The 25,247-nt window shown below is 72.4% G+C and carries 17 protein-coding genes and 1 pseudogene; 10 read left to right on the top strand and 8 right to left on the bottom strand.

The genetic code is table 11. From position 1 onward, the window contains the following. Position 1 precedes the first annotated feature (1 nt). The 3 genes and pseudogenes from ACIBVL_RS23205 to ACIBVL_RS23195 form a co-directional block, all read left to right on the top strand. Positions 2–1,738 (top strand): annotated as a pseudogene (locus ACIBVL_RS23205) (amidohydrolase family protein); the annotation flags it as partial. Then, positions 1,735–3,219, top strand: coding sequence for an aldehyde dehydrogenase family protein (locus tag ACIBVL_RS23200; RefSeq protein ID WP_399099216.1), 1,485 nt, complete (start codon positions 1,735–1,737; stop codon positions 3,217–3,219). The pseudogene ACIBVL_RS23205 and the gene ACIBVL_RS23200, both read left to right, overlap by 4 nt. Positions 3,220–3,402: 183 nt before the next feature. After that, positions 3,403–3,960, top strand: coding sequence for a DUF3455 domain-containing protein (locus ACIBVL_RS23195; protein ID WP_399099214.1), 558 nt, complete (start codon positions 3,403–3,405; stop codon positions 3,958–3,960). Between the two features lie 85 nt (positions 3,961–4,045). Here ACIBVL_RS23195 and ACIBVL_RS23190 read toward each other — a convergent pair whose 3' ends face one another. Both ACIBVL_RS23190 and ACIBVL_RS23185 read right to left on the bottom strand, forming a co-directional pair. Beyond that, the gene (locus ACIBVL_RS23190) at positions 4,046–5,032 is read right to left on the bottom strand and encodes a helix-turn-helix domain-containing protein (RefSeq protein WP_399099212.1); all 987 of its coding nucleotides are present in this window, start codon (positions 5,030–5,032) and stop codon (positions 4,046–4,048) included. Between the two features lie 96 nt (positions 5,033–5,128). Beyond that, positions 5,129–5,554, bottom strand: coding sequence for a nitroreductase/quinone reductase family protein (locus ACIBVL_RS23185; protein ID WP_399099210.1), 426 nt, complete (start codon positions 5,552–5,554; stop codon positions 5,129–5,131). 114 nt (positions 5,555–5,668) lie between these two features. Between ACIBVL_RS23185 and ACIBVL_RS23180 the strand changes: the two genes are divergently transcribed. Beyond that, positions 5,669–6,484, top strand: a complete 816-nt coding sequence (locus tag ACIBVL_RS23180) for an endonuclease/exonuclease/phosphatase family protein (RefSeq protein WP_399099208.1) — start codon at positions 5,669–5,671, stop codon at positions 6,482–6,484. 104 nt (positions 6,485–6,588) lie between these two features. Here ACIBVL_RS23180 and ACIBVL_RS23175 read toward each other — a convergent pair whose 3' ends face one another. After that, positions 6,589–7,431 carry a hypothetical protein gene (locus ACIBVL_RS23175; protein ID WP_399099206.1) on the bottom strand — a complete coding sequence of 281 codons (843 nt, stop codon included), beginning with the start codon at positions 7,429–7,431 and terminating at the stop codon, positions 6,589–6,591. Between the two features lie 231 nt (positions 7,432–7,662). On the opposite strand from ACIBVL_RS23175, the gene ACIBVL_RS23170 reads away from it, so the two are divergent. From ACIBVL_RS23170 to ACIBVL_RS23160, 3 genes are all read left to right on the top strand, one after another. Then, entirely contained in the window at positions 7,663–8,529 is an 867-nt protein-coding gene (locus ACIBVL_RS23170) for an LLM class F420-dependent oxidoreductase (RefSeq protein ID WP_399099524.1), read from the top strand. A 66-nt stretch (positions 8,530–8,595) separates the two neighbouring features. Further along, entirely contained in the window at positions 8,596–11,187 is a 2,592-nt protein-coding gene (locus tag ACIBVL_RS23165; protein ID WP_399099204.1) for a bifunctional FO biosynthesis protein CofGH, read from the top strand. A gap of 49 nt (positions 11,188–11,236) precedes the next feature. Beyond that, positions 11,237–11,821, top strand: a complete 585-nt coding sequence (locus tag ACIBVL_RS23160) for a L,D-transpeptidase (protein WP_399099202.1) — start codon at positions 11,237–11,239, stop codon at positions 11,819–11,821. Here the strand turns inward: ACIBVL_RS23160 and ACIBVL_RS23155 are convergent, their stop codons facing one another. After that, the gene (locus ACIBVL_RS23155; RefSeq protein WP_399099200.1) at positions 11,822–12,343 is read right to left on the bottom strand and encodes a DUF2165 domain-containing protein; all 522 of its coding nucleotides are present in this window, start codon (positions 12,341–12,343) and stop codon (positions 11,822–11,824) included. It lies immediately after the preceding gene. A 111-nt stretch (positions 12,344–12,454) separates the two neighbouring features. Here ACIBVL_RS23155 and ACIBVL_RS23150 point away from each other — a divergent pair, with 111 nt between their 5' ends. Together ACIBVL_RS23150 and ACIBVL_RS23145 are read left to right on the top strand one after the other, a co-directional pair. Continuing rightward, positions 12,455–15,772, top strand: a complete 3,318-nt coding sequence (locus ACIBVL_RS23150; protein ID WP_399099198.1) for a tetratricopeptide repeat protein — start codon at positions 12,455–12,457, stop codon at positions 15,770–15,772. Between the two features lie 112 nt (positions 15,773–15,884). Further along, on the top strand, positions 15,885–17,006 hold the full coding sequence (locus ACIBVL_RS23145; RefSeq protein ID WP_399099522.1) for an ADP-ribosylglycohydrolase family protein: 1,122 nt from the start codon (positions 15,885–15,887) through the stop codon (positions 17,004–17,006). A 13-nt stretch (positions 17,007–17,019) separates the two neighbouring features. Here ACIBVL_RS23145 and ACIBVL_RS23140 read toward each other — a convergent pair whose 3' ends face one another. Both ACIBVL_RS23140 and ACIBVL_RS23135 read right to left on the bottom strand, forming a co-directional pair. Beyond that, positions 17,020–18,585: a sodium:solute symporter family protein gene (locus ACIBVL_RS23140; RefSeq protein ID WP_399099196.1), complete on the bottom strand. Its 1,566-nt coding sequence runs from the start codon at positions 18,583–18,585 to the stop codon at positions 17,020–17,022. A 126-nt stretch (positions 18,586–18,711) separates the two neighbouring features. Beyond that, positions 18,712–19,497, bottom strand: coding sequence for an SDR family oxidoreductase (locus ACIBVL_RS23135; protein WP_399099194.1), 786 nt, complete (start codon positions 19,495–19,497; stop codon positions 18,712–18,714). A gap of 76 nt (positions 19,498–19,573) precedes the next feature. On the opposite strand from ACIBVL_RS23135, the gene ACIBVL_RS23130 reads away from it, so the two are divergent. Beyond that, positions 19,574–20,416 carry a hypothetical protein gene (locus ACIBVL_RS23130; RefSeq protein ID WP_399099192.1) on the top strand — a complete coding sequence of 281 codons (843 nt, stop codon included), beginning with the start codon at positions 19,574–19,576 and terminating at the stop codon, positions 20,414–20,416. Here ACIBVL_RS23130 and ACIBVL_RS23125 read toward each other — a convergent pair whose 3' ends face one another. Together ACIBVL_RS23125 and ACIBVL_RS23120 are read right to left on the bottom strand one after the other, a co-directional pair. Beyond that, positions 20,417–22,354 carry an MFS transporter gene (locus ACIBVL_RS23125; protein ID WP_399099190.1) on the bottom strand — a complete coding sequence of 646 codons (1,938 nt, stop codon included), beginning with the start codon at positions 22,352–22,354 and terminating at the stop codon, positions 20,417–20,419. Between the two features lie 170 nt (positions 22,355–22,524). Beyond that, entirely contained in the window at positions 22,525–25,224 is a 2,700-nt protein-coding gene (locus ACIBVL_RS23120) for a D-alanyl-D-alanine carboxypeptidase (RefSeq protein WP_399099188.1), read from the bottom strand. Positions 25,225–25,247 lie beyond the last annotated feature (23 nt).

Here is a 25,247-nt window from a genome sequence, read left to right as displayed (position 1 = left end):
TCACCCCATGCTTGATCACGTCATCGAAGGCGCGACCGTCGTCGACGGGACCGGTGCGCCCGCCTATGTCGCCGACGTCGGCATACGCGACGGGCGTATCGCCGCGATAGGGACCCTCACCGAGGAGTCGCGCACGTCCGAGGACGCCTCCGGGCTCGTTCTCGCCCCCGGGTTCGTCGACCCCCACACCCACTACGACGCCCAGCTCTTCTGGGATCCGTACGCCACGCCGTCGCTGAACCACGGGGTGACGACCGTGGCGGCCGGGAACTGCGGATTCACTCTCGCGCCGCTCAACCCCGCCCGGCCCGCCGACGCCGACTACACGCGCCGGATGATGTCCAAGGTCGAGGGGATGTCGCTGGTGGCGCTGGAGGAGGGGGCGCCCTGGAGCTGGAGCGGGTTCGGGGAGTACCTGGACGCGCTCGAGGGGCGGATCGCGGTCAACGCGGGGTTCATGGTGGGGCACTGTGCGCTGCGGCGGTACGTGATGGGGCCGGACGCGGTGGGCGGGCAGCCCAGCGAGGAGCAACTGGGCGAGATCGTGCGGCTGTTGCACGAGGCGATGGACGCCGGTGCCTGGGGGTTCTCCACCACCCAGTCGTCCACGCACTCGGACGGGGACGGGCAGCCGGTGGCCTCGCGGCACGCGCGTCCCGAGGAGCTGCTGGCCATGGCGCGGGCCGTCGGTGAGCACGAGGGGACGCAGATCGAGGCGATCGTCGCGGGCTGCCTGGATCAGTTCAGCGACGCCGAGATCGACCTGTTCGTGGAGCTGAGCGCGGCCGCGGGGCGGCCCCTGAACTGGAACGTCCTGACCATCGACTCGGCCGTCCCGGAGCGGGTGCCGCGGCAGCTGGTGGCGAGCGAGCGGGCGCGGAAGGCGGGCGGGCGGGTGGTGGCCCTCACCATGCCGATCCTCACGCCGATGAACATGTCCCTCGGGACCTTCTGCGCGCTGAACCTGATCCCCGGGTGGGGGCCGGTCCTCGGTCTGCCGGTGCCCGAGCGGATCGCCAGACTCCGGGACCCCTCCGTGCGGGCCGAGATGCTGCGGCGGGCCGAGTCGAAGGAGGCGGGCGTCTTCCGGCGGCTGACGAACTTCGGGCGGTACGTCATCGGCGACACCTACAGCGCGGCGAACGAGGGGCTCACCGGGCGGGTCGTACGGGACATCGCGGAGGAACGCGGGCAGGACCCGTTCACCACGCTGGTGGAGATCTGCGCGGCCGACGACCTGCGGACGGTCCTGTGGCCCATGCCCACCGACAACGACCCCGCGTCCTGGGCCCTGCGCGCCGAGGCCTGGCAGCACGAGGACGTGATGCTCGGCGGCTCCGACGCCGGCGCGCACCTCGACCGCATGTGCGGGGCGCCGTACACCACCCGGTTCCTCGGCGACTGTCTGCGCGGGCGGAAGCTGGTGGGGCTGGAGCAGGCGGTGAAGATGCTGACGGACGACCCGGCGCGGCTGTTCGGGCTGCGGCATCGGGGTCGGGTGCGGGAGGGCTGGCATGCGGACCTCGTCCTCTTCGACCCGGAGCGGATCGACGCGGGCAAGGCCACCCTGGTGCACGACCTGCCGGGTGACAGTCCGCGGCTGGACTCCAGGGCCATGGGTGTGCGGGCGGTCTGGGTCAACGGGGTGGCGGCCATCCGGGACGACGTGGTGACCGGCGCAGTACCGGGGCGGGTGCTGCGGTCGGGGCGCGACACGGAGACGGTGAGCACCCGGTGACCGACGGACAGAGGGTCTTCGTCGGCGGGGTGTGGGCCGAGCCGGAGGGCGGCCACTACGAGGTGACCGACCCGGCGACCGAGGAGACCGTAGGCCTGGCGCCGGAGGCCTCGCGGGAGCAGGCGCTCGCCGCCTGCGCGGCGGCCCGTGAGGCCTTCGGTCCGTGGTCGCGTACGGCGCCGGAGGAACGGGCGGCGATCCTGGGCCGGGCCGCCGACATCATCCGGGAGCATCTGGAGCCGTACGCCTCCCTGGCCCGGGCGGAGACCGGCGCCACGACCCGGACGGCGCGCGGGATGCAGGTCGGGGTGGGGGCGGCCCGCTTCCGCCGGTACGCGCGCGTGGAGCCGGCGGAGTGGGCGATCCCGCCGCAGATCAACGAGGCGGGGCCCGGGGGCACCTCCCACGCCCTCAGGGCAGGGGGGGAGGGCAAGGGGGGCGTCATGGGGGCGCTCGCCGTACGGCAGCCGGTCGGGGTCGTCGCCTGCATCACGTCGTACAACAACCCCTGGGCGAATCCGGCCGGGAAGATCGCCCCGGCCCTCGCCATGGGCAACACGGTGGTGGTGAAGCCGGCCCCTCAGGACCCGCTGTCCGTCTACCGGATGGCGGAGGCGCTGGAGGCGGCGGGGGTGCCGCGCGGGGTGGTGAACGTCGTCTCCGGGCAGGCGGTTTCCGTGGGCGAGGCCGTCGTGGAGTCCGGCGATGTGGACATGGTGAGCTTCACGGGGTCGACGGCGGTCGGGCAGCGGATCGCCGAGGTGTGCGGGCGGGACATGAAACGCCAGTTGATGGAGCTGGGCGGGAAGGGGGCGGCGGTCGTCTTCGACGACGCGGAGGTCGGGTCGGCGGTGGCCGGGATCGGGACCACCTTCTCCTTCTACAGCGGGCAGATCTGCACGGCCCCTACGCGGGTCCTGGCGCAACGGGGGGTGTACGACCGCCTGGTGGAGCAACTGTCGGCCTACGCGGGCCGGTTGAAGGTGGGCGACCCGAGGGAACGGGACACGGTGGTCGGTCCGGTGATCTCCGCCGCGCACCGGGACCGGGTGGAGTCGTACGTCGAACTCGGGCGGAAGGAGGGGGCGGTCGTCCTCACGCCCGAGGCGGGGCGGCTCCCGGACCGGGGTTTCTACATCGGCCCGACCGTCCTGGCCGACTGCACGAACGACATGCGGGTGGCCCGGGAGGAGATCTTCGGCCCCGTGGTCGTGGTCATCCCCTTCGACGACGAGGAGGAGGGGATCGCCCTGGCCAACGACAGCGACTACGGACTGATCGACTACGTCTGGTCGGGCGATGTGTCCCGGGCCTTCCGGGTGGCGCGGCGGCTGCGGGCGGGCGGCGTCGGGATCAACACCGTCGGCCGGAACATGGAGGCACCGTTCGGGGGGTTCAAGAAGAGCGGGGTGGGACGGGACGTCGGCTCCTACGCGCTGCACGCGTACAGCGAGGTGCAGGCGATCGTCTGGCCCGGGTGAGATGCCCTTTGGCGCCACGGGCACTGTCCTCGGCGTGCACACCGTGCGGGGCCGGAGGCCAAAAATCGGCCAAGCGGGCTTGGAATTCTCCGGCGGCCCCGTAGCGTCCCGGCCCAGGGGGACACGGACATCAGTTGTGTCTGCCCGTTGAAAGATGTTCAGAAACCCGTTCTGGAGCCACACTTGAAGCTCGCCAAGCGTCTCGTCCTCACCACCGCGGTGGTCGCCACCGCGGCCGCCGGCACCTTCCTGGCGACGACGGCCGGCAGCGCCGTCGCCTCGGAGCCCGCCCCCGCCCTCACCGCCGTCAAGGCCCCCGCCGCGCTCGCGGTTCCCGACGGCAACAAGCTGACGGGCGTCTTCGACGCCAAGGGCGTCCAGACCTACACCTGCACCGACGGCGCCTGGAAGCTCCTGGAGCCCGCCGCCACCCTGTCGGCCAGGAGAGACCACGCCCACCGCACCGTCGCCCTCCACTCCCGCGGCCCCGTCTGGGTCTCCACCGTGGACGGCAGCGCGGTCAACGCCTCCGCCGTCGCCAACTCCCCCAAGGAGGGCACCATCCCGGAGCTCCTCCTGAAGTCCACCGCCACCCGGGGCGCGGGCGTCTTCGCGGACGTCTCCTACATCCAGCGCCTCAACACCACCGGCGGCGTCGCCCCGGCCACCGCCTGCACCGGCACCGACCAGGTCAGCGTCCCGTACACCGCGACGTACGCCTTCTACAAGCCCGCCAAGTAGGGCGAGCCGGGGCAGGAGGTACGGCGGTGGCCCCCGGTGCGAGCGGGCCACGGCCGTACCGTCCACCGTCCCGGGCCCGCGTGCTCTACGCCTCTTCGGCCGCTGCCTCGAACCGGTGTTCGCTGGGGGAGCGGCCGTAGGCGGCCCGGAAGGCGCGGGTGAAGTCGGAGGCCCGGGTGAATCCCCAGCGGGCGGCGACGGCATGGATCGGCATGGTGTGCAGGGAGGGGTCGGCCAGCTCGCGGCGGGCGCCCTCCAACCGCCCGTGCCGGATCCGGGCCGCGACCGTTTCGCCCGGCGACTGCTGCTGGAAGATCCGGTGCAGATAGCTGAGGGATATGTGATGCGCGGCGGCGATCGCGGAGGGCGTGAGCTCGGGGTCGTGCAGGTTCTGCCCGATGAACGCCTGGACGCGCCGCACCAGCGCCTGCTGACGGGTCTCCGGCGGCAGGGCGCCTTCCGCGTCCAGTGCCCGGGCCAACCAGGCCGAGATCAGGTCGAGTACGACCGTCCCCAGGCGGGACGCGTCGGCGGGCTGGATGGTGTCCGCCTGCCGGGCCAGGCCGATGAGGAACTCCGTCAGCAGCGCCCCGACGCCCTCCCGTCCCGACAGGCCCCGGCCCAGCAGCGCGCGGACCTGGTGCTCGGGCAGGGGCAGCAGCCCCTTGGGGAAGTCCACGCCCACTCCCTCGACGAGAGGGGACTCCCGGTCGTCCGCCGACCGCAGGTCGTACGGCTGTGAGCTGTCGGCCAGGTGCAGGTCCCACCGGGTGAAGGTGGTCGTCCGCCCGGCGTGGTCGAGCTCTATCTCTCCGTTGAGCAGCAGCGTCAGGTGGTACAACTCCGGGTCCGCCCGACGCACCATCGCCGAACTGCGCCGGTAGCGCGCCGGCATGAACCCCATCGGCAGCACGGTCACCGGCCCCAGCTCCATCAGCCGGCACTCCGCCCGGAAGTCGGCGGCGTGATCACTGACAACCTCGCTCGACCGGCTCCGCCCGAGCAGTTCCCGCCAGAGGTCGAACCTGTCCTCCGCAGGCACGTCCTCGCTCCGGAACACCGTCCCGACCATTGCGCCCCATCCCGCCTCGCCCTACCGGTGCCCCGCACCGGCATACCAGATTCAGACATAGACATGACGTCAGTTCCCGCCTGGGCCGGTCAACCGTCAGTCGGTCAAATCCACCCGCACCGTCAGCAGTCGCGTCCCCAGCGCCTTCACGGCCGCGCTGTTGGCCTTGGGCAGGGTGCGCAGGCGGGCGACCGGATCGTCGTCGGGCAGCGGGTGGGCGATGCCGGAGTGCCACCGGCCGCCTATCCGCACCCGCACCCTCGGGTCGGCCTGGATGTTGCGGACGTACTGCGAGCGCTCCCCGAACTCCGAGACCAGCCAGAAGGAGTCCCCGACCCGCCGGCCGCCCAGCGGGGTGCGCCGGGGCAGGCCGGAGACGCGTCCGGTGGTCTCCAACAGCGTGTGGAAGGGCAGACGGCGCATGAACGGGTTGGCGACGTACCGCTGGAAGGCGGTGGTGAGGCGGAAGCGGAGGTCGGGGCGACGGGGCTCGGCGGGGCGGGGCTCGGTGGGCCGGGACATGGTCCGTGGGACTCCTTCACACACGAGGCACTGGTCACTGCTGCGACCCTTGATTCAATAGTCCCTGACGGCGTCGGGTCGGCGGGCCGTCCGGACGAGAGCGGGTGGCTGCGCGTGCGAGTGGTGACCTGGAACCTGTGGTGGCGCTTCGGCCCGTGGCGGGAGAGACAGAAGGCGATCCTGTCCGCCCTGCGCGATCTGCGCCCCGACGTGGTCGGTCTCCAGGAGGTCTGGGCGGCGGACGGCGAGAACCTCGCCGAGTGGCTCGCGGACGAACTCGGACTGCGCTGCGCCTGGGCCCCGTCCCCGGCCCCGGAACGCTGGCGCCGGAGAGTCCCGGACTCCGACGGGGTCGACATAGGCAACGCCGTCCTGAGCCGCTGGCCGGTGACCGAGAGTCAGACGCTCCTGCTGCCGGCCCCCGCGCATCTGGCCGACGGCCGCATGGCGCTGTACACCCGCCTGGCCACCCCCGCCTACGACATCCCCTTCTTCACGACCCACCTCACCTCGACCCCGGACGCCTCCGGGGTCCGCCGCGAACAGGTCACCGCCCTGGCGCGGTTCGTCTCCCGCTGGACGGGCGACACCCCGCACCCGCCCGTCGTCACGGGCGACTTCAACGCCTGGCCGGACTCCGACGAGATCCGCCTCCTCGGCGGCCACCGCACCGCACCGGCCGTCCCCGGCCAGGTCCTCCACGACGCCTGGGACCACGCCGACCCGTCCGCGCCCTCCGCCACCTGGACCCCCGCGAGGGCCCTGGAGCCCGCCGCCCGCATCGACTACATCCACGTCGGCCCACCCGGCCCGGCCGGCGAGGGGCGCGTACGCGGGGTGCGGCGGGCGGGGGACGGTCCCGTCGACGGGGTGTGGCCGTCGGACCACGCGGCGGTCGTCGCCGACCTGACGGAGGGGGTCGCGAGTTAGCGCCCAGGGGGCCAGGGCCTCGGTGGGCCGCGAGATCCCCGGCCGGCGGCCGTCGGCCGTTGCGTGACGGTCGTCCACTGCTTCCGTGATCCACAGGTGGTGGATCAGGGGCGTTCCCCGAGCTGGAGAAAGCCGCCCAGGGAGAAACACAGGGCGCCGGCGAGGGTGGCCCAGTTGGCGATGTCGGCGTTGATCGGGCTGCCGGTGGCGGGGCGGGTGTAGGCGGCGAGTGCCGAGATCATGAAGAGGACCGAGCCGAGCTGGTTCACGGCGACGATCCACCAGCCGAGGCTGCGGCGGCGGACGCAGGGCCGGCCGTGGCAGATCTCCACGAACGCGAGGTGACCGGAGATCAGGAACAGCACGCAGCCGATCACGTCCGGGGCCCAGATCAGCCGGTTGGTCTGCCGGACGCTCAGACCCTGGAGGAAGGAGTCCAGCAGGTCGACGGCGAAGACCAGCGTGCCGGCGAAGAGGACGAACGCGCTCAGCCAGTCCACCCGCGTCGGCTCGTAGCTCCACCAGCGCCGACCGCGGGTGACCAGCCGGCCCTCGCCACCGGGTACGTGACGGGGTGCGTTGACGACCTGGAGCAGCGAGACGTAGCCGCCGGTGTTGAAGAAGAGACCGCCGGCGAAGTAGATCGAGGCACTGGTCGTGGCGTCGCCGGAGCCGAGCTGGGCGACGCCGGCGCCGGCCGCGAAGAGGGCTCCGCCGATGACGAAGGCGGTCGCGGCGGTGGCGTTGAGCACGCGCAGGCGGCGGAGTGCGGCATCGTCGGCGCTGGTGTGCAGGCCGGTGGGTGCGCCGGGCGGCTGTACGGCGATGATTCCGCGCCGCCGGGCGGGCCGAGACTCCCACACGGCGGTGCCACCACCGGGAACCTCCCAGGTGAGCCGGGTGGTGAACGGTCCCGCGCCCTCGGCGCGCTGCTCGGGCTGTCCCACGGGCCGAGACTAGACGGCCCGCCCCGGCCGTCTCGCGAGCGAAACGCCGCCCGCGGCCGCCACCGAGACCCTGCCGGCCTCCTCCGAGGACTCTCGCGCGGCGTGCGAGCACGTTCTCGGCCATGCCTTCTCCGTCTCAGTGCCGACCGGTCGGTATGGACACCGACCCCTTCTCCCGGTACAGATGAACCGGCACGGATGAACAGAGGAACCGGCATCGAAAGGCCCGCCATGCGCATCGCCGTCACGATCTTCCTCACCGACGAGACGATCACCCCGACCCGCCTCGCCCGTGAGCTGGAGCAGCGCGGGTTCGCCGGGCTCTACCTGCCCGAGCACACCCACATCCCGGTCGAGCGGACCACCCCGTACCCCGCGGGCGGCGACCTGCCGCGCGAGTACGGCCGCACCCTCGACCCCTTCGTCGCCCTCGGCCAGGCCGCCGCCGTGACGGAGAACCTCGGCCTCGGCACCGGCATCACCCTCGTGGCCCAGCACGACCCCATCGACCTCGCCAAGCAGGTCGCCACCGTCGACCACCTCTCCGGCGGCCGCCTCACCCTCGGCCTGGGCTTCGGCTGGAACGTCGAGGAAGCCGCCGACCACGGGGTGGCCTGGCGTACGCGCCGCGAACTCGTCCGGGACCGGATGGGACTCATGCGAGCCCTGTGGAGCGAGGAGCCGACGGCCTACGAGGGCGCGTACGGCTCGGTCCGCGCCAGCAGCGCCCACCCCAAGCCCGTGCAGAAGCCGCGCGGCCCGGTCGTCGGGCCCCGCACCCTCGTCGGCGGCGCCGCCGGACCCAAGCTCTTCTCCCACATCTGCGAGTACGCCGACGGCTGGCTGCCGATCGGCGGGCGCGGGCTGTCCGAGTCCCTGCCGGTCCTGCGCGCCGCCTGGGCGGACGCCGGGCGGGAGCCGGAGGCGCTCCAGATCGTGCCGTACGCCGTCCAGCCGTCCCCGGGCAAGCTCGCCCACTACGCCGAACTCGGCATCGAGGAGGTCGTGCTGCAGCTCCCGCCGGCGAAGGAGGCCGAGGTCCTCGAGCTCCTCGACGAGTACAGCGGCTACCTGACCGGCACCAGTGACAGCGTGTAACGACCTCGGGCGCGGGAGGAGTCGGGCTCCCCGCACGGCTGATCAGCCCGAACGTATGCTCAAAGGATGACGACTTCAGTGAGCTCCGGAACCGGCCCCGGCCCCACCGAGAACTCCATGCGTCGCGCCCTCAAACGCGCGCGGGACGGCGTCGCCCTCGACGTGAGCGAGGCGGCCGTTCTCCTCCAGGCGCGCGGCGAGGCCCTCGACGACCTCGCCACGTCCGCCGCCCGGGTGCGGGACGCGGGCCTGGAGGCGGCCGGCCGGCCCGGTGTCATCACCTACTCGAAGAGCGTCTTCATCCCCCTCACACGGCTGTGCCGGGACAAGTGCCACTACTGCACGTTCGTCACCGTCCCCGGCAAGCTCCGCCGGGCCGGGCACGGGATGTTCATGTCCCCGGACGAGGTCCTCGACATCGCCCGCAAGGGCGCCGCCCTCGGCTGCAAGGAAGCCCTCATCACCCTCGGCGACAAGCCCGAGGAGCGCTGGCCGGAGGCCAGGGAGTGGCTCGACGCGCACGGGTACGACGACACCATCGCGTATGTCCGGGCGATCTCGATCCGGATCCTGGAGGAGACCGGTCTGCTCCCGCACCTCAACCCCGGGGTGATGACCTGGACCGACTTCCAGCGGCTCAAGCCCGTCGCCCCGTCCATGGGCATGATGCTGGAGACGACGGCGACCCGGCTGTGGTCCGAGCCCGGCGGTCCGCACCACGGCTCCCCGGACAAGGAACCCGCCGTACGGCTGCGTGTCCTCGAGGACGCCGGGCGCTCCTCCGTCCCCTTCACCTCCGGGATCCTCATCGGCATCGGCGAGACGTACGAGGAGCGGGCGGAGTCGCTGTTCGCCCTGCGGAAGATCTCCCGCGCCCACCACGGCATCCAGGAACTGATCATCCAGAACTTCCGCGCCAAGCCGGACACGGCCATGCGCGGTATGCCGGACGCGGAACTCGACGAGCTGGTCGCGACCGTGGCCGTCGCCCGGCTCCTGCTCGGGCCCTCCGCCTGCCTCCAGGCCCCGCCCAACCTCGTCGACAGCGAGTACGAACGGCTGATCGCGGCCGGGATCGACGACTGGGGCGGGGTGTCCCCGCTGACCATCGACCACGTCAACCCCGAGCGGCCCTGGCCGCAGATCGAGGAACTGGCCGAGAAGTCGGCGGCCGCCGGGTTCGAGCTTCGGGAACGGCTGTGTGTGTACCCCGAGTTCGTCACCCGCGGCGAGCCCTGGCTGGACCCGCGTCTCCTCCCGCACGTCCGCGCCCTCGCCGACCCGCGGACCGGGCTGGCCGTGCCGGACGCCGTCGTCGAGGGGCGGCCGTGGCAGGAGCCGGAGGAGGTGTTCGTCGCCTCCGGCCGCACGGATCTGCACCGCACCATCGACACCGACGGCCGTACGTCCGACCGCCGCGACGACTTCGACGAGGTGTACGGCGACTGGTCCGCCCTGCGTGAGGCGGCCGCCCCAGGCATGGCACCGGAGCGCATCGACACGGACGTACGGGATGCCCTGCGGACGGCGGCCGACGATCCCACCAGGCTCACCGACGAGGAGGCCCTCGCCCTCCTCCACGCCGACGGGCCCGCGCTCGACGCGCTCACCCGGATCGCGGACGACGTCCGCAGGTCGGCGGTCGGCGACGACGTCACGTACATCGTCACGCGGAACATCAACTTCACCAACGTCTGCTACACGGGCTGCCGTTTCTGCGCGTTCGCGCAACGGCGTACCGACGCCGACGCCTACACGCTCTCCCTGGACCAGGTCGCCGACCGGGCCCAGCAGGCCTGGGACGTGGGCGCGGTGGAGGTCTGCATGCAGGGCGGCATCCACCCCGACCTGCCGGGGACGGCGTACTTCGACATCGCGCGGGCGGTGAAGGAGAAGGTCCCGGGGATGCACGTACACGCCTTCTCCCCGATGGAGGTCGTCAACGGCGCCACCCGCACCGGGCTGTCCATCCGCGAGTGGCTGATCGCGGCCAAGGAGGCCGGCCTGGACTCCATCCCCGGCACCGCCGCCGAGATCCTCGACGACGAGGTCCGCTGGGTCCTGACCAAGGGCAAGCTGCCCACGGCGACCTGGATCGAGGTGATCACGACGGCGCACGAGGTGGGCATCCCGTCGACGTCGACGATGATGTACGGCCATGTCGACCAGCCGCGTCACTGGCTGGGGCATCTGCGCACGCTGGCCGGGATCCAGGAACGGACCGGCGGCATCACCGAGTTCGTGACGCTGCCGTTCATCCACACCAACGCACCCGTGTACCTGGCGGGCATCGCCCGGCCGGGCCCGAGCATGCGGGACAACCGCGCGGTCACGGCGATGGCCCGGCTGCTGCTGCATCCGCACATCCCCAACATCCAGACCAGTTGGGTGAAACTGGGCACGGAGGGCGCGGCGGAGATGCTGCGATCGGGGGCCAACGACCTCGGCGGGACGCTGATGGAGGAGACGATCTCCCGGATGGCGGGCTCGTCGTACGGCTCCTACAAGTCCATCAGGGACCTGGTCGCGGTCGCCGAGGCGGCCGGTCGTCCGGCGCGGCCCCGGACGACCCTCTACCAGGAGGTCCCCCTGGAGCGGCAGCGGGCGGGGCAGGCCTCGGACGGTCATCTTCCGGAACTCCTGCCGGTGCTGGAGTGAGTACGATGATCCGACCCCCAGTCCAGGGGTCCCGTAGCTGAGGAGATGCGTGCCCGTGCCTGCCCGACGGCTTCCCTCGTGGGTCTGGGTCACCGGTCTGACGGGCGGCGCGATCGCCGCGGTCGCCGTACTGAGCGTGCGGGCCGAGCAGGGCCCGCACCCGACGGCGTCGGCGACCCGGCCGAGCGCGTCGGCGTCCGCGGGCACCACGGCGTCCGCCTCGCCCAAGCCTCCGGACTCCGCGCCGAAGAACCAGGTACCGGACGCCTCCGGCACCGGCCGCCGTGTCGTCTACGACCTGTCCGACCGTCGTGTCTGGCTGGTCGACGCGGACGACACGGCCCGCCGTACCTTCACGGTCTGGCCGGGTACGGTCGACCCGGTGCCCGGCAGCTACACGGTCTCCGTGCGCAAGGACGCGACGACGGGCTCCGACGGCGTCAAGATCGAGCACATCATCTACTTCTCGGTCGTGTCCGGCGTCAACATCGCCTTCTCCAACGCGGTCGACGGCTCCTCCCCGCCCCCGGCCGCCGCGGGCGCGCAGACCGGCGGCATCCGGATGGCCGAGGCGGACGGGGCGGCCCTGTGGGCGTTCGGCGACCTGGGGACGAAGGTCAGAGTGGTCGAGTAGTCAGGCCTGCGGTCCGGCGTCCTTGAACGGCAGCTGATTGACGATCAGCACGACACCGCTGAACAGGAACACCCGGGTCGCAGCCTCCAGCCCGTTCCAGGTGTCCGACTGCCACATCGAGAACCACTCCCCGCCGATCGCGATGAACCCGGCGCCGAAGAGCAGCATCAGCATCAGCAGGCCGTACGTGGACAGCGCACGGGCCCGGACGTAGTCCCGGCGTGCCCACAGCCACGTCCCGGCGGTCAGGACGACCGCCGCCACGGTCTCCCACGCGATGATCGCGACGTACGCGGCGTCCTGCAGCCCCTTGCTCGTCACCGCCCGCCACATCAGGTCGTCGTCCTTGAAGGTGTCGTCCATCGCGAGGACGTGCCGGACGAACTGCTGGTTGGTCCCGAAGTCGGTGATGTTGCCCAAGGCCACGAGCGCTATGTAGAGAGCCACCGTTCCGGTGAGAAGAGTGGCCGTCAGCGGGAGAACGCGTGAGGTCTGTGTGATTCGTGAGGTGGGGGTGGTCATGCCGGGTCCCCTACCCCGCCAAGTCCCCTGTGTCCCCTCCGTGTTGCGTCAGAATGGTGGGCGCCGGGCGTCGGGGGACGCCCGCGGCGAGGGGCGAAGGGGCGTACGCGGATGGCTCGGACCCAGCGGTCGATGCAGCAGCTGATCGCGCAGCGCAGGCGACAGGGCTTCGTCGGCCGGGGTGCCGAGCGGGCCGCCTTCCGGGAGAACCTGGAACTGCCGCCGGAGGACGAGCGGCACCGGTTCCTGTTCCATGTGCACGGCAACGCCGGCGTCGGAAAGACCTTCCTGGTCAGGGAGTTGGAACAGCTCGCCCGGGAGCGGGGCGCGCTGACCGCGTACGTGGACGAGTCGGTCGGCAGTGTGCCCGAGGTGATGGCGGAGCTGGCGGAGCAGTTCGCCCGGCAGGGCCACCGGTTCAAGGAGCTGGAGCGGCTGCTGGCCGCGCACCGCGAGCGGCGGCACGAGGCGGCGGCCGTGGTCGAGGCCGGGGCGGAGAGCGGGGAGCCGTCGGCCGCGAGCATGGCGGCGGCCCGCGCCACCCTGGTGGTGCTGGGCATGACGCCGGGCGTGGGCGCCTTCGCGGGAGCCCTCGACCCGGCCCAACTCGCCCAGGGCGCCGACCGGTTGCGAGCCGGGCTCAGCTCCCGTTTCCGCAACCAGGAGGACCTGCAGCTCGTCCTGGCACCCGAGCGCGTCCTGACACCCGTGCTGCTGAGGGAACTCGCCGAGGTCGCGGCCGAGGTGCCCTGGGTGGTGCTGGTCCTCGACACCTACGAACGCACCGGGCCGGTCCTCGACGGCTGGCTGCACGAGGTGATGACCACCGACCGGTACGGCAGCGCCCTGCCCGAGAACACGGTCGTCGTCACCGCCGGACAGCTCCCCCTCGCGCCGGCGCGGTGGGGCGGCTTCGCGGACTTCGTCACAGACGTGCCGCTCGGCCCCTTCACCGAGACCGAGGCGCGCGGACTGCTGGCCGGCAAGGGGGTGGTGGCGGAGCCCGTCGTCGAGGAGGTGCTGCGGCTCACCGGCGGGCTGCCCGTGCTGCTGTCCACCCTGGCCGAGCAGCGGCCCGCCGATCCCGACGACGTGGGCGATCCCAGCGCCACGGCGGTGGAACGGTTCCTGAAGTGGGAGCAGGACCCGATACGCAAGGCGGCGGCCCTCACCTGCGCGCTGCCCCGGCGCCTGGACGCCGAGGTGTTCCGGACGGCCGCCGACTGCCCCGAGGAGGGGGCCGACGCGCTCTTCGGCTGGCTGCGCGGGCTGCCGTTCGTGGACGATCGGGGCGCCCACGTGCGCTACCACGACCTGGTGCGGGAGCCGATGCTCCGGCTGCAGCGGCGCCGCTCCCCGCGCAGCTGGACCCAGCGCCACGAACGGCTGGCGGCGGCGTTCACGCGGTGGCGCGAGGAGGCGGCGGGCGAACTGCGCCCCGACTACGAGTGGGAGAACGAGCCGTGGCGCGAGTCGCGCCTCGAGGAGACGTACCACCTGCTGTGCGCCAGGCCCCGCACCGCGCTGCCCGGGGCGCTGCACGACGCCGTCGCGGCCTGCCGGGAGAGCCTGGTCGTCGGCCGCCGCTGGGCGCGCATGCTGGAGGAGGCGGGCGCCGCGGCGGACGCCCCGGCCGTCCGGGACTGGGGCCGGGACCTGCGCGAGGCGCTCGCGGACGACTCCACCGGGGTGACCGGGGCGGCGGACCTGCTGCTGGCCCGCCCCGGTCTCGACGGCCCCGGCCGGGCGGCGGCGCACTCGCTGCGGGCCCGGGAGTTGCGCAACGACAGCCAGTACGAGTCCGCCCTGGCCGAGTACGACCGGGCGGTCGAGCTCGATCCGGATCTGGTCCGGGCCCACTACGGCCGGGGCCTCACGCTCCAGCTGACGGGCGACCTGCCGGCGGCGCTGGCCGCCTTCGACCGTGCCGACGCGCTGGCCCCCGACACCGACTGGATCATCGGGGAGCGCGCCGAGACCCTTCGGCTGGCGGGCCGTTTCGAGGAGGCCGCCGCCGACTACGACCGGGCGATCGCCCTCGACCCGGCCTACGCCGAGGCCCTGGCCGGCAGAGGGGCGGTCCGCCACGCCCTCGGGCGGTACGACGAGGCCCTCGCCGACTTCGACCGCGCGGTGAGCCTGGACGGGGACTACCTGTGGGCGCTGGTGCGCCGGGCGCGGCTGCGGCGCACGCGAGAGGAGTGGGACGAGGCGTTCGCCGACCTGGACCGGGCGGTCGCCCTCGCGCCCGACTCCCCGTGGGTGGCCTCGGAGCGCGGTGACGCCCACCGGGTGGCGGGCCGGTACGAGGAGGCGGTCACCGAGCTCACCCGTGCCCTCTCACTCGAACCCGATTACCCTTCGGCGCTGGCGAGCCGGGGCGCGTGCCATCTCGAACTGGGCCGCCCCGAGGAGGCCCGGACCGATCTGGACCGCGCCGTGGAACTGGCTCCCGACTATGTCTGGGCGTTGGTGCACAGGTCCCGGGCACGTCTGCGACTGGACGACGCGGAGGGCGGGTTCGAGGATCTGCGGCGCGCGGAGGCGGTGGGCGCGCAGGACGGCTGGGCCGCCGCCGAACTGGGTGAGGCCTACCGGGTCGCGGGCCGGCCCGGGGAAGCGGTCGCGGCCCTGCGGCGCGCGCTGGAGCAGGACCCGGAGTACGACTACGCGCTGGCCTCGCTGGGAGCCGCGTACCACGCCCTGAAGGACCACGCGCAGGCCCTGCGGTGCCTGGACCGGGCCCTGGAGATCTCCCCCGACTACCGGTGGGCGCTCGCCCGCCGCGCCCAGGTCGGTGTGGCCACCGGGCGGGTCGAGCAGGCACTGGCCGACCTGGACCGCTGTGCCGCCCTCGGCCAGGAGACGGACTGGGCCCGCCGCGCCGCCGTGGACCTGCTGACCCGGTGCGGACGGTGGGAGGAGGCGGCCGCCCGGCTGGCCGGCCCGGACCTGGCCGCGTTGCCCGAGGACGAACTGGACGCGCTCCGGGCCGAGCTGCACGTGCGGTCCGGCCAGTGGGCGGCCGCCCGCCGGGCCGCCGAGCGGCTGCGCGCGACGGACCCGCTCAACGGGGTCTACCTGCTGGCGCTGGCGGTCGGCCGGGAGGAGGGGCTGCGGGCCGCCGAACCTCTCTGGCGGGAGTTCGCGCGGCTGTTCCCGCAGGACGGGACGCTGGTGGCCGAGGAACTGCCGCTGGCCCGCTGCATCGTCGGCTGCGCCCTCGCCGACTGGGACGAGGCCGACCGGGGACTGGCCGAGCTGCTGGCCATGGACCACGGCTGGGACGATCTGGCGGACCTCGACGTCAGCCTCACCCAACTCCTGCACAGCCCCGGCGCCGACCGCGCCCGCCTCGCCCCCCGCCTCGCACAGGTCACCGCGGCCCGTGACGCCGTGCGGGCGAGGTACGCGCGGCACCCGGGGTGACAGACCTCCACCGCGCCTCCACGATCGCCCCTCGGCCCCCCGACCGCGTTCGATTACAGTGACGAACGTCGTACGTACGGACAGTGCCCGGGAGGACTTGGTGAGTACGACGGTGGGTACGACATCAGGTGCCGTCTGGGGCCGTACCGAACAGCAGGACTTCCGCAGCAGGGTGCGCGGCACCCTGCTGGGCGCGGCCGTCGGCGACGCGCTCGGGGCACCCGTCGACGGGCTCGGCATCGAGGAGATCCGGCAGCTCCACGGCCCGGAGGGCGTCGGCGACCTCACCCCCGCCTACGGCCGGCGCGGCGCCGTCACCCACCACACCCAGCTGACCCTGTTCACCGTGGACGGGCTCATCCGTGCCCAGGTCCGGCGCGACACCGGCGCCTGGCATCCGCCGACCGATCTGCACCGGGCGTATCTGAGATGGGCCGCCACCCAGCGCGACTGGGGTCCCGACCTGCGTCGAAAGGAAGACGGCTGGCTGGCCCGCGAGGAGTGGCTGTACGCCCGCCGCGAGCCGACCCGGCCGCTCCTCATGGGGCTCGGCGACGACCGGATGGGCACGCCGGCCTCGCCCAAGAACCCCGACGCCGACGGCCCGGAACCCACCGTCCGTTCCGCGCCCTTCGGGCTGCTCGTCGGCTGGGAGCCGCAGCTCGTCGCCCAGTTGGCCGTCGAGTGCGCGGCCCAGACCCACGGCCACCCGACGGCCTGTCTCTCGGCGGGAGCGTACGCCGTCATCGTGCACGCGCTGGCCCGGGGCGAGAGTCTCGACGGCGCGGTGCAGCGGGCGCTGGCGCTGCTGGCCGCGCGGCCGGGGCACGAGCCCGTCTCGGAGGCGTTGCAGCGCGCGCTGGGCGCCGTACGGCAGGGCCTGCCGGGGCCCGGGAGAGTGGAGGAGCTGGTGGCGCACGGTGCCGCGGCGGGCGTCCTCTCGGGCGCCGTGTACTGCGCGCTCGTCGCGGAGGACGTCGGACACGGACTGCGGCTCGCCGTGAACCAGGGCGGCCCCTCGGCCCCGACGGCGGCCGTGACCGGCGCCCTCCTCGGCGCCCTGCACGGCGAAACGGCCCTCCCGCCGGCCTGGCTGGCCGAGCTGGAGGGCCGTCCCACGATCCTGGAACTGGCCGACGACTTCGCCATGGAGATGACCCAGGGCCCCGCACTCCACAATCCGGCGGGCGCGTCACCGGGCTGGCTGGCGCGCTATCCGCGCGGCGCGTCGTAGGGCGTGTGGCGCCTCAGTCCTTCGCGGGGGCGGGTACGGCGTCCCGCGGGCCCGGGACGACGGCCGCCGCGCCCGACGAGTCGTCGTCCGTGTTGATCTTCTCGATGAGGGCGAGGCGCTCCGGGGTGTCCTCCGGCTTGATGAAGCCGACGAGGATGTAGAGGACCAGGGACACGGCGAGCGGCACGGACACCTGGTACTGGAGCGGGACGCCGCCGTCGACGTTCCAGTCGATCGGGTAGTTGACCAGCCAGAAGGCGAGCAGCCCCATCGACCAGCTGACCAGCGCCGCGGTCGGTCCGGAGCGGCGGAACGGGCGGAGCAGGCCCAGCATCATCGGGATCGCCATCGGACCCATCAGACCGGCCACCCACTTGATGACGACCGTGATGATGTCCTTGAAGGCGGGGGAGTTGACCTGGGTGGCCGCCGCCATGGACAGGCCGAGGAAGACGACGGTCGTGATCCGGGCGACGCGCAGCCCCTGCCCCTGGCTCCAGGTCCGCGCCCTGCGCCACACCACCGGTGCGCAGTCCCGGGTGAAGACCGCCGCGATCGCGTTGGCGTCGGAGGAGCACATGGCCATGGTGTGCGAGAAGAAGCCGACGATGACCAGGCCCAGCAGGCCGTGCGGCAGCAGTTGTTCCGTCATCAGGCCGTAGGAGTCGGAGCCGTCGGTCTTCTGCGACTTGACGAGCAGCGGCGACATCCACATCGGGAAGAACAGGACGACCGGCCAGACCAGCCACAGCACCGCCGAAAGCCGCGCCGACCGCTCGGCCTCCCGCGGGGTGGCGGTGGCCATGTACCGCTGGGCCTGGTTGAGCATGCCGCCGTTGTACTCGAAGAGCTTGATGAAGAGGAAGGCGAGCAGGAAGACGGTCCCGTACGGGCCGACCAGCGCCTTTCCGTGCCCCTGCAGTGCCGGTTCGTCCCAGGCGCCGAAGAAGCCGATGCCCTTGTCGTTCAGCTTCAGTACGACGGCCACGAACATCGCGATGCCGGCCAGCAACTGGATGACGAACTGGCCGAGTTCGGTGAGCGCGTCGGCCCAGAGCCCGCCGATCGTGCAGTAGACGGCGGTGATGGCGCCGGTGATGAGGATGCCCTGGTTCAGGGACACACCCGTGAACACCGACAACAGGGTCGCGATCGCGGCCCACTTGGCGCCCACGTCCACGATCTTCAGCAGCATCCCGGACCAGGCGAGCGCCTGCTGGGTCTTCAGGTCGTAGCGGTTCTTCAGGTACTCCAGCGGGGAAGCCACATGGAGCCGGGAGCGCAACCGGTTGATGCGCGGCGCGAACAGCTTCGAGCCGATGGCGATACCGAGGGCGATGGGGAAGGACCAGGTGACGAAGGAGGTGACGCCGTAGGTGTAGGCGATGCCCGCGTACCCGGTGAACATCACCGCGCTGTAGCCCGACATATGGTGCGAGATGCCGGACAGCCACCAGGGCATCTTGCCGCCCGCGGTGAAGAAGTCGCTGACGTCGTCCACGCGCTTGTGCGACCAGACGCCGATGGCGACCATCACGCCGAAATAGCCGATGAGCACGGCCCAGTCGAGACCGTTCATGTGCGCCCTCCCAGGGATCAGCCCGGCGCTCATCCTGGGCGCTGCCGCGTGAACACGACAAGTAACCGTCAGGTCAAAGGGAGGTAAAGGTATTCGGCATGGTGGCCTGCGTTCACCTATGTGAACTCATCGCATCAGCTCCCCGGCGTTGACCAGCAACGACTGTCCCGTGATCGCCCGGGCCCGGTCCGAGGCCAGGAACACCGCCGCATCGGCGACGTCCCCGTCGGTGGCGAGCTCCGGCAGCGCCATCCGCCCGGTGAGCCGCCCGAGGACCTCCTCCTCCGGCACGCCCTCCGTCTGCGCGGTGAACTGCACGTACGCCTGGACCGGCGGCCCCCACATCCACCCCGGCAGCACGGTGTTGACCCGGATCCGGTGCGGTCCGACCTCCCGCGCCAGCGAATACATCGCGCTGGTCAGCGCGCCCTTCGAGGCCGCGTACGCCGCCTGCCGCACCTGGGAGGGGGCCGCGACCGCCGACTGCGTCCCGATGAACACGACCGAGCCGCCCCGCACCTTCAGCCCGCCCAGACACGCCCGGGTCATCCGCAGGGTCCCCAGCAGGTTCACGTCGATGACCGACTGCCAGGTCGCGAAGTCGGCGTCCTCGACCCCGCCGAAGTAGGAGTCCCAGGCGGCGACGTGCACCACCGCGTCGATCCGCCCGAACCGCTCCCGCGCCAGCCCGGCCAGTGCCTCGCACTGCCCTTCGTCGGTGATGTCGGTCGCCCGCCAGGCGGTGTGCGAACCGTCCGGATCGATCTCGGCCGCGCTCTTGGCGAGGTTCGCCTCGGTCCGGGCGCCCAGCACGGCGTTCCCACCGTCCCGTACGACCGCGGCGGCCACCTGGTGGCCGAGCCCGGCCCCGACCCCAGAGACGACGACCGTCCTGCCGGCGAGCAGTGACATCGGACCCCCTTGGCTATGGCGGATTATCTGACGGAGCGTCAGAGTATGGTCCGGTCACCGAGGAAGGGGAAGACGCGTGAGCGAGGAGACCCGCAGCGAGACGTACGCCGAACTGGCCGCCGTAGGACCGTACGGGGTCCGCCCGGGCCATGCCCTGATCACCATGGTCGAACCGCATCCCGGCCACGAGTACGCCTACAACCGCTGGTACGAGGACGACCACTACTACGCCGGCGCGATGGCCATGCCCTGGATGTACGCGGGCCGCAGGTGGGTGGCGACCCGCGACCTCCAACTGCTGCGCTACCCCGAGAAGTCGGCGATCGCCCAGCCCGTCACCGCCGGCTGCTACCTCTCCACCTACTGGATCACCGCCGGCCGCTACGACGACCACATGCGGTGGACGGTCGCGATCAACAAGCGCCTCAACCGGGACGCACGGGTCTACCAGGACCGCACCCACGTCTTCACGGCGTTCCAGGACCACGAGGCGACCGTCTACCGGGACGGGGCGGCGGGCCCCCGCGACTACCACGCGCTCGACCATCCCTACGCCGGGCTGGTCGTGGAGGTCATCGACACCGAGACCCCCGAGCAGCGCGCCGGCCTGCTGGAGTGGCTGCGCACCCGCCACCTCCCCAAGCGCCTCGCCGGCTCCCCGACCGCCATGGTCACGGTCTTCCGCCCGACACCCCTGCCCGGTGACCGCATGACCTACGTCAAGCAGGTCGAGGGCGTCGACACCCGCCTGACGCTGCTGTGGTTCCTGGAGGCGGACCCGAGGGAGTGCTGGGACCAGCACTTCACCGGACTCGAGCAGGCCGTGGGGGAGTCCGGGCGGGGCGCCAGGGTGGAGCTGGTGGCGCCGTTCGTCCCGACGGTGCCGGGCACCGACCGGTACGTCGACAGCCTCCGCTGATCACGGCTGCTTCAGCTCGTCGGGGCACGGTGTCCCCCGGGGCAGCTGATACGGCGCCGCCAGCCGGTAGGTCCCCGCCTTCGGGGCGAGCAGGACCGTCCATTTGTCGCCCTCCGGGTCCTCCTCCGTCTCGTAGAGGCAGCCGTTGGGGTTGGTGTACGACTTCGGCTCGCCCTCCGCGCGGTGCTTGGAGGCCTCCGTCTCCTCAGGGGCCTTCAGGCTCTTGCCCTCCGCGTCGACGACGCTCAGCCACGGCGAGTACGGGATCCGGATCGTGATCCGGCCCGCCTTCTTCACGTCGATCGTCATCTCGCCCTGCTCGGCGCGCTCCACTACCGCGTTCGGCTCGGCGAGCGGCGCCGGGTCGACGACCCGGAACAGCTGCCAGTTGGCGTCGCCCCAGATCTGCTCCAGATACGGCAGCCCCCGCTGCACCAGCTCCCGCTCCCGCTCACCGCCGTCCCCGTCGAGCTCGTCCTTCGGTACGACGACGTAGTGCACCGCCCACCGCTGGAGCCACTCGTGGTAGTTCGCGGAGTTGAGCGTGTCGTCGTAGAAGAGGGGGTTGCGCTCCATGTCGGCCTGGCGGTTCCAGCCCCGGGCCAGGTTGACGTACGGCGCGAGCGCGGAGGCCTCGCGGTGGGAGCGGGCCGGGACGACCTCGACACGGCCCTTCTCGGCGCCGACGCCCTGGAGTTCGTTGACGAGCGGCGCCAGCTCACGCGCCCAGGAGGCCGCCGGAGTCGTACGGATGACGTCGTCGACCGACTTGAAGCCGATCCAGCCGACGAACCCGGCCGACGCCAGGACGATCACGTACCACTTGCGGGTGCGCGGCACCGCGAACGGCAGCGCGGCCATCAGCACCACACCCGAGAACAGCATCGCGAGACGGGTGATGTTGGAGCCGATCTGGGAGCTGATCAGCCACACCAGCAGCACGCCGAGACCGTAGACGGCGGCCGTGATGCGTACGGTCTTCCAGTCGCGTGGGACGACCGCGAGGACGATCGCCGAGTACAGCAGCGGCAGGGACGCCGAGCCGAAGGACATCGGCTGGGTGCCGGAGAAGGGGAACAGCCAGGCGGAGACGGCGACGACGGCCGTGGGCGCGAGCCCGAGCGCCCAGGCGCCCGGCCGCCGCTTCTGCAGGAACAGCGCGACGGCGACGATGCCGACGAACAGCCCCGCCACCGGCGAGCCCATGGTGGCGAGCGCGGCGAGCGGCGCCGCGCACAGCGCCTTCGCCCACCGCTTGTAGCGCCAGCGGTACGGCCAGCAGAACACGACGGCCACGGCGCCCAGCGCGAACATGTTGCCGAGGCCGAAGGTGACCCGCCCGGAGGCGGCGTTGCACAGCAGCGCGAAGACACCGGCCAGGGCGGGCCACACCGGGTTCCTGACGGGCCGGCACCGCAGGAGGACGAGGGTCAGCAGCCCGGCGGAGATCGTCCCCGCGATCATCATCGTCGTACGGACGCCGAGGACCGACATCAGATACGGCGAGACGACGCTGTACGACACCGGGTGCATGCCGCCGTACCAGGCGAGGTTGTACGCGGAGTCGGGGTGACGGCCCACGAACTCGGCCCACGCGTCCTGCGCCGCGAGGTCGCCGCCGCTGTTCGCGAACGTGAAGAACCAGATGAGGTGCAGGGCGCCGGACAGCGCGGTGACGGAGAGGACGAGATGGCGGCGCAGGAAGCCGCCCAGCGGCGCGAGGCGCTCGAAGCGGCCCGGGCGCTCGGCGTGTTCGGCGGGGCTCGGATCGCCGGTGCGGCCGGGGGTGGTGGTCATCGGACCGCCGGGGTCGGCCGCCGGCTCGTTCCGCGGGGCGTGGTCATGGCCGCCCGACTGGGGTGCGGGCACCTTCGGGCGCGGGCCGGCGTCCGGGCCCGGACCGGTGTCGTCGGCGCGTGTCGGCTCCGCAGTGGCCACCTGAAGGCACTCCCCGTGTCCCGTCTTCTGTTCTCGGTCGAGCCCTGTTCGCGTCCGCTTCACGGCAGCGTCCTCGCGACCGGCGACCTGTCCCGTTTCGCGACGCTAGCACGCACCCCGCCGAGCGGCTGCCCGGCGGGGTGGTGAGAGGTACGGACGCGTGCGGCGGGTCAGCCGATGCGCGTCAGCTTGTCCGAGAAGCCCGGCTCGGCCAGGTCGCTCTGCAGCGCGACCGGCACCTTGACCGCACCGCTGGAGCCGTCCCCGACGGTGAGCGTGCCCACCTTGGTGCCGGCCTTCGCCGTGTGCGGTACGTCGTCCGCGGCGAACGACAGTTTCACCGTCAGGCCCGCCCAGCCGACCGCCGCGACGTCCTTGGTGACGACGACCGGGGTGCGGCCGCCCAACTGGTCGTCCACGTACCCGACGACGTCGCCCTTCTTCAGGATCTTCGCCGAGGTGATCGCGTCCTGGGCGGCGAGCAGCGCGGTCTTGCTGACCGCGTTGACGGTGTCGATGATCGACGGCCCCTTGTGCTGGCCGAGGATCGCGCCGACCACGGTCACGGTCTCGCCGCCGGCCTGCTTGGTGGCGGCGAACAGCAGATTGCCGCCGGCCGCGGTGGTGGAGCCGGTCTTGATGCCGATGGCGTTGTCGTAGGGGACGAGCGTGTTGTAGTTGCGGTGCTTCGTCCCGGACGGGTCGGTCCACTCGGGCAGCTTGGTGATCTCCACCAGGGCGGGGATCTCCACCAGCTCGTTGCCCAGTTTCACCTGGTCGGCGGCGGTGGAGACGGTGCTCTCCTTCAGGCCGGAGGCATCGGTGTACGTCGTGTTCGTCATCCCGAGCTCCTTGGCGGTGGCGTTCATCTTCTTGATGAAGGCCGCCTCGGTGCCCGCGTCCCAGCGGGCCAGCAGCCGGGCGATGTTGTTGGCCGAGGGGATCATGATCGCCGAGAGGGCCTGCTTCTCGGTGAGCTTGTCGCCCTCCTTGACGGTGGCCAGCGTCGACTCGCCGTCCTCGTAGTAACCGCCCTCCTTCTCGGCGAGGGCGTCGACGGTGATGCCCGGGCCCTCCTCACCGGACTTCAGCGGGTGGTCCTTGAGCACGATGTACGCCGTCATCGCCTTGGCGACCGACCCGATGGCGACGGGCTTCTCCTCGCCGAAGGAGTTCATGGTGCCGATGCCGTCGACGTCCATCGCGCCCTGGCCCTCGCTCGGCCAGGGGAGGGAGGCCTTGCCGCCCTCGAAGGTGTAGGAGTCCTTCGCGGTGAGCGTCAGCGCGGTCGCCGGCAGCGGGCGGACGGCCTGCACGATCGCAAAGACGATCGCCAGCAGGATGACCAGCGGGGTCCAGATCTTGATCCGGCGGCCGAGGGTGCGCAGGGGGGTCGGCGGGGGCGGCGGGGTGTTCGTCAGCTCGGCGAGCAGGTCCAGCGGCGGCTTCGGCGGCAGCGGCTGCTGGGTCGTCCGCTCCGGTCCGACCTGCGGCACGAGCGCGGTGACGTCGGCGACCGCCTTCGGCTGCCGGGGCTCGTCGAGCGGCTTGAGCGCGACGAACCTGCTGGTGCGCTCGGCGGGGGGCGTCGGCTTTTCGTCGGCCTTGTCCTCGCGCTTGTCCTCGACCTTGTCCTGGACCTGGTCCTCGACCTGGTCCTCGGTCTTGTCCTCGTCCGTCTTGGGCTTGGCGGCCCCGCCCAACTTCAGCATGGTGGTCGGCTGGTCGACGGCGGGCTTGGGCCTGGGGGCCTTGAAGACGGCGGCGGGCTGGTCGACGGGGGAGGCGGGGGAGTCGGAGGCGGGGGACTCGGGGGAGTCGTCCCGCTTGCCGCCCTCCTCTTCCTTGTCACCCCTCTTGTCGTCCTTCTCCTTCTCGTCCTCGCCGGCCCCCGATGCCCATTTCGGGGCGGGCTTGGAGGATGCCTTGCCGCCGGGCGCGGGCTTGTCCTGGGTCCCGGCCGCGCGTTCGGCGCCGGGCTTGTCCTCCGACGCGGCCTCCGGCTCGTCGCCGGGTTCGGCGTCCGAGGCGGATTCCGGCTCGTCGCCTGGCTCGGTGTCCGAGGCGGATTCCGGCTCGGCGTCCGACTGGGTGCCGGAGTGGTCGTCGTCGGCGGCGTCGTCGGCGTCGCCTTCCGCGGGGGCCTTGCCTGCGGGGCTTTTTGCGGGGGAGTCGGCCGGGCTCTTCGCCTCGGTCTCGCCCTCGCCCTCGCCCTCGGTCTCGCCCTCGCCCTCGTTCTCGCCCTCGCCCTCGTTCTCGCCCTCGTTCTCGGCCTCGGTTTCGTTCTCGGTCGAGTCCGTCGCCGGGGTGTCGGCCAGGTCCTCCGCCGCGTCCTTCGTCGAAGGCTCTTCTCCGGTGGCCTGAGAGCCCTCGGGGTCGCCGGAGGCCTCCGGGCCGCTCTCGGCATCCCCGGAGCCCCCAGAGGGCCCCTCAGGGCTCCCCTCGGCCCCCTTGGGGTCCTCGGCCCCGCCCGACGCAGCCCGGTCGGCCTCCTCGGCCTGCTCGGGCTCCTCGGCTACGCCGGCCTTTTCGGCGTCGGCCTCGGCGTCGGCCTCAACGCTTGCGGCGCCGTCCGCGGTCCGGCTCGCGCCGTCGGCCGGGTCCGGCTTCGGCGCGGTGTCGCCGTCGCCGTCGGCGTCGTCCGTGGGCTCGGTCTCCAGTTCCCGTACGGAGAACACCCGCGTCGCCGTGTCCACGCCGCCCCGGGAGGCCGAACTCGAGGACCCGCCCTCCCGTGCCACCGCGACCCGCGGGTCGCGGTGTTCGCGTGCCTCGGGAACCGTGCCCGCGCTCCCCGACGTCGGTTCCACCGACGACTCGCGCTGCTTCGACCTGTCGGGGGACTCGCCCGCCACCGATGCCTCCTCCATGTGCCGCATGTGCTCCCGAACCG

It is taken from the genome of Streptomyces sp. NPDC049687 (genome assembly GCF_044465285.1).
Taxonomy (GTDB): Bacteria; Actinomycetota; Actinomycetes; order Streptomycetales; family Streptomycetaceae; genus Streptomyces.
Note: the sequence above shows the minus strand (reverse complement) of the source record. Positions and strands in the feature narration are given on the sequence as shown.

Bases quoted from the DNA above. Each gene is read 5' to 3' on its own strand.
- ACIBVL_RS23165 (WP_399099204.1), top strand. From the start codon at position 8,596: ATGACGACTTCAGTGAGCTCCGGAACCGGCCCCGGCCCCACCGAGAAC.
- ACIBVL_RS23170 (WP_399099524.1), top strand. From the start codon at position 7,663: ATGCGCATCGCCGTCACGATCTTCCTCACCGACGAGACGATCACCCCG.
- ACIBVL_RS23135 (WP_399099194.1), bottom strand. From the start codon at position 19,497: ATGTCACTGCTCGCCGGCAGGACGGTCGTCGTCTCTGGGGTCGGGGCC.
- ACIBVL_RS23185 (WP_399099210.1), bottom strand. From the start codon at position 5,554: ATGTCCCGGCCCACCGAGCCCCGCCCCGCCGAGCCCCGTCGCCCCGAC.
- ACIBVL_RS23155 (WP_399099200.1), bottom strand. From the start codon at position 12,343: ATGACCACCCCCACCTCACGAATCACACAGACCTCACGCGTTCTCCCG.
- ACIBVL_RS23190 (WP_399099212.1), bottom strand. From the start codon at position 5,032: ATGGTCGGGACGGTGTTCCGGAGCGAGGACGTGCCTGCGGAGGACAGG.
- ACIBVL_RS23140 (WP_399099196.1), bottom strand. From the start codon at position 18,585: ATGAACGGTCTCGACTGGGCCGTGCTCATCGGCTATTTCGGCGTGATG.
- ACIBVL_RS23120 (WP_399099188.1), bottom strand. From the start codon at position 25,224: ATGGAGGAGGCATCGGTGGCGGGCGAGTCCCCCGACAGGTCGAAGCAG.
- ACIBVL_RS23150 (WP_399099198.1), top strand. From the start codon at position 12,455: ATGGCTCGGACCCAGCGGTCGATGCAGCAGCTGATCGCGCAGCGCAGG.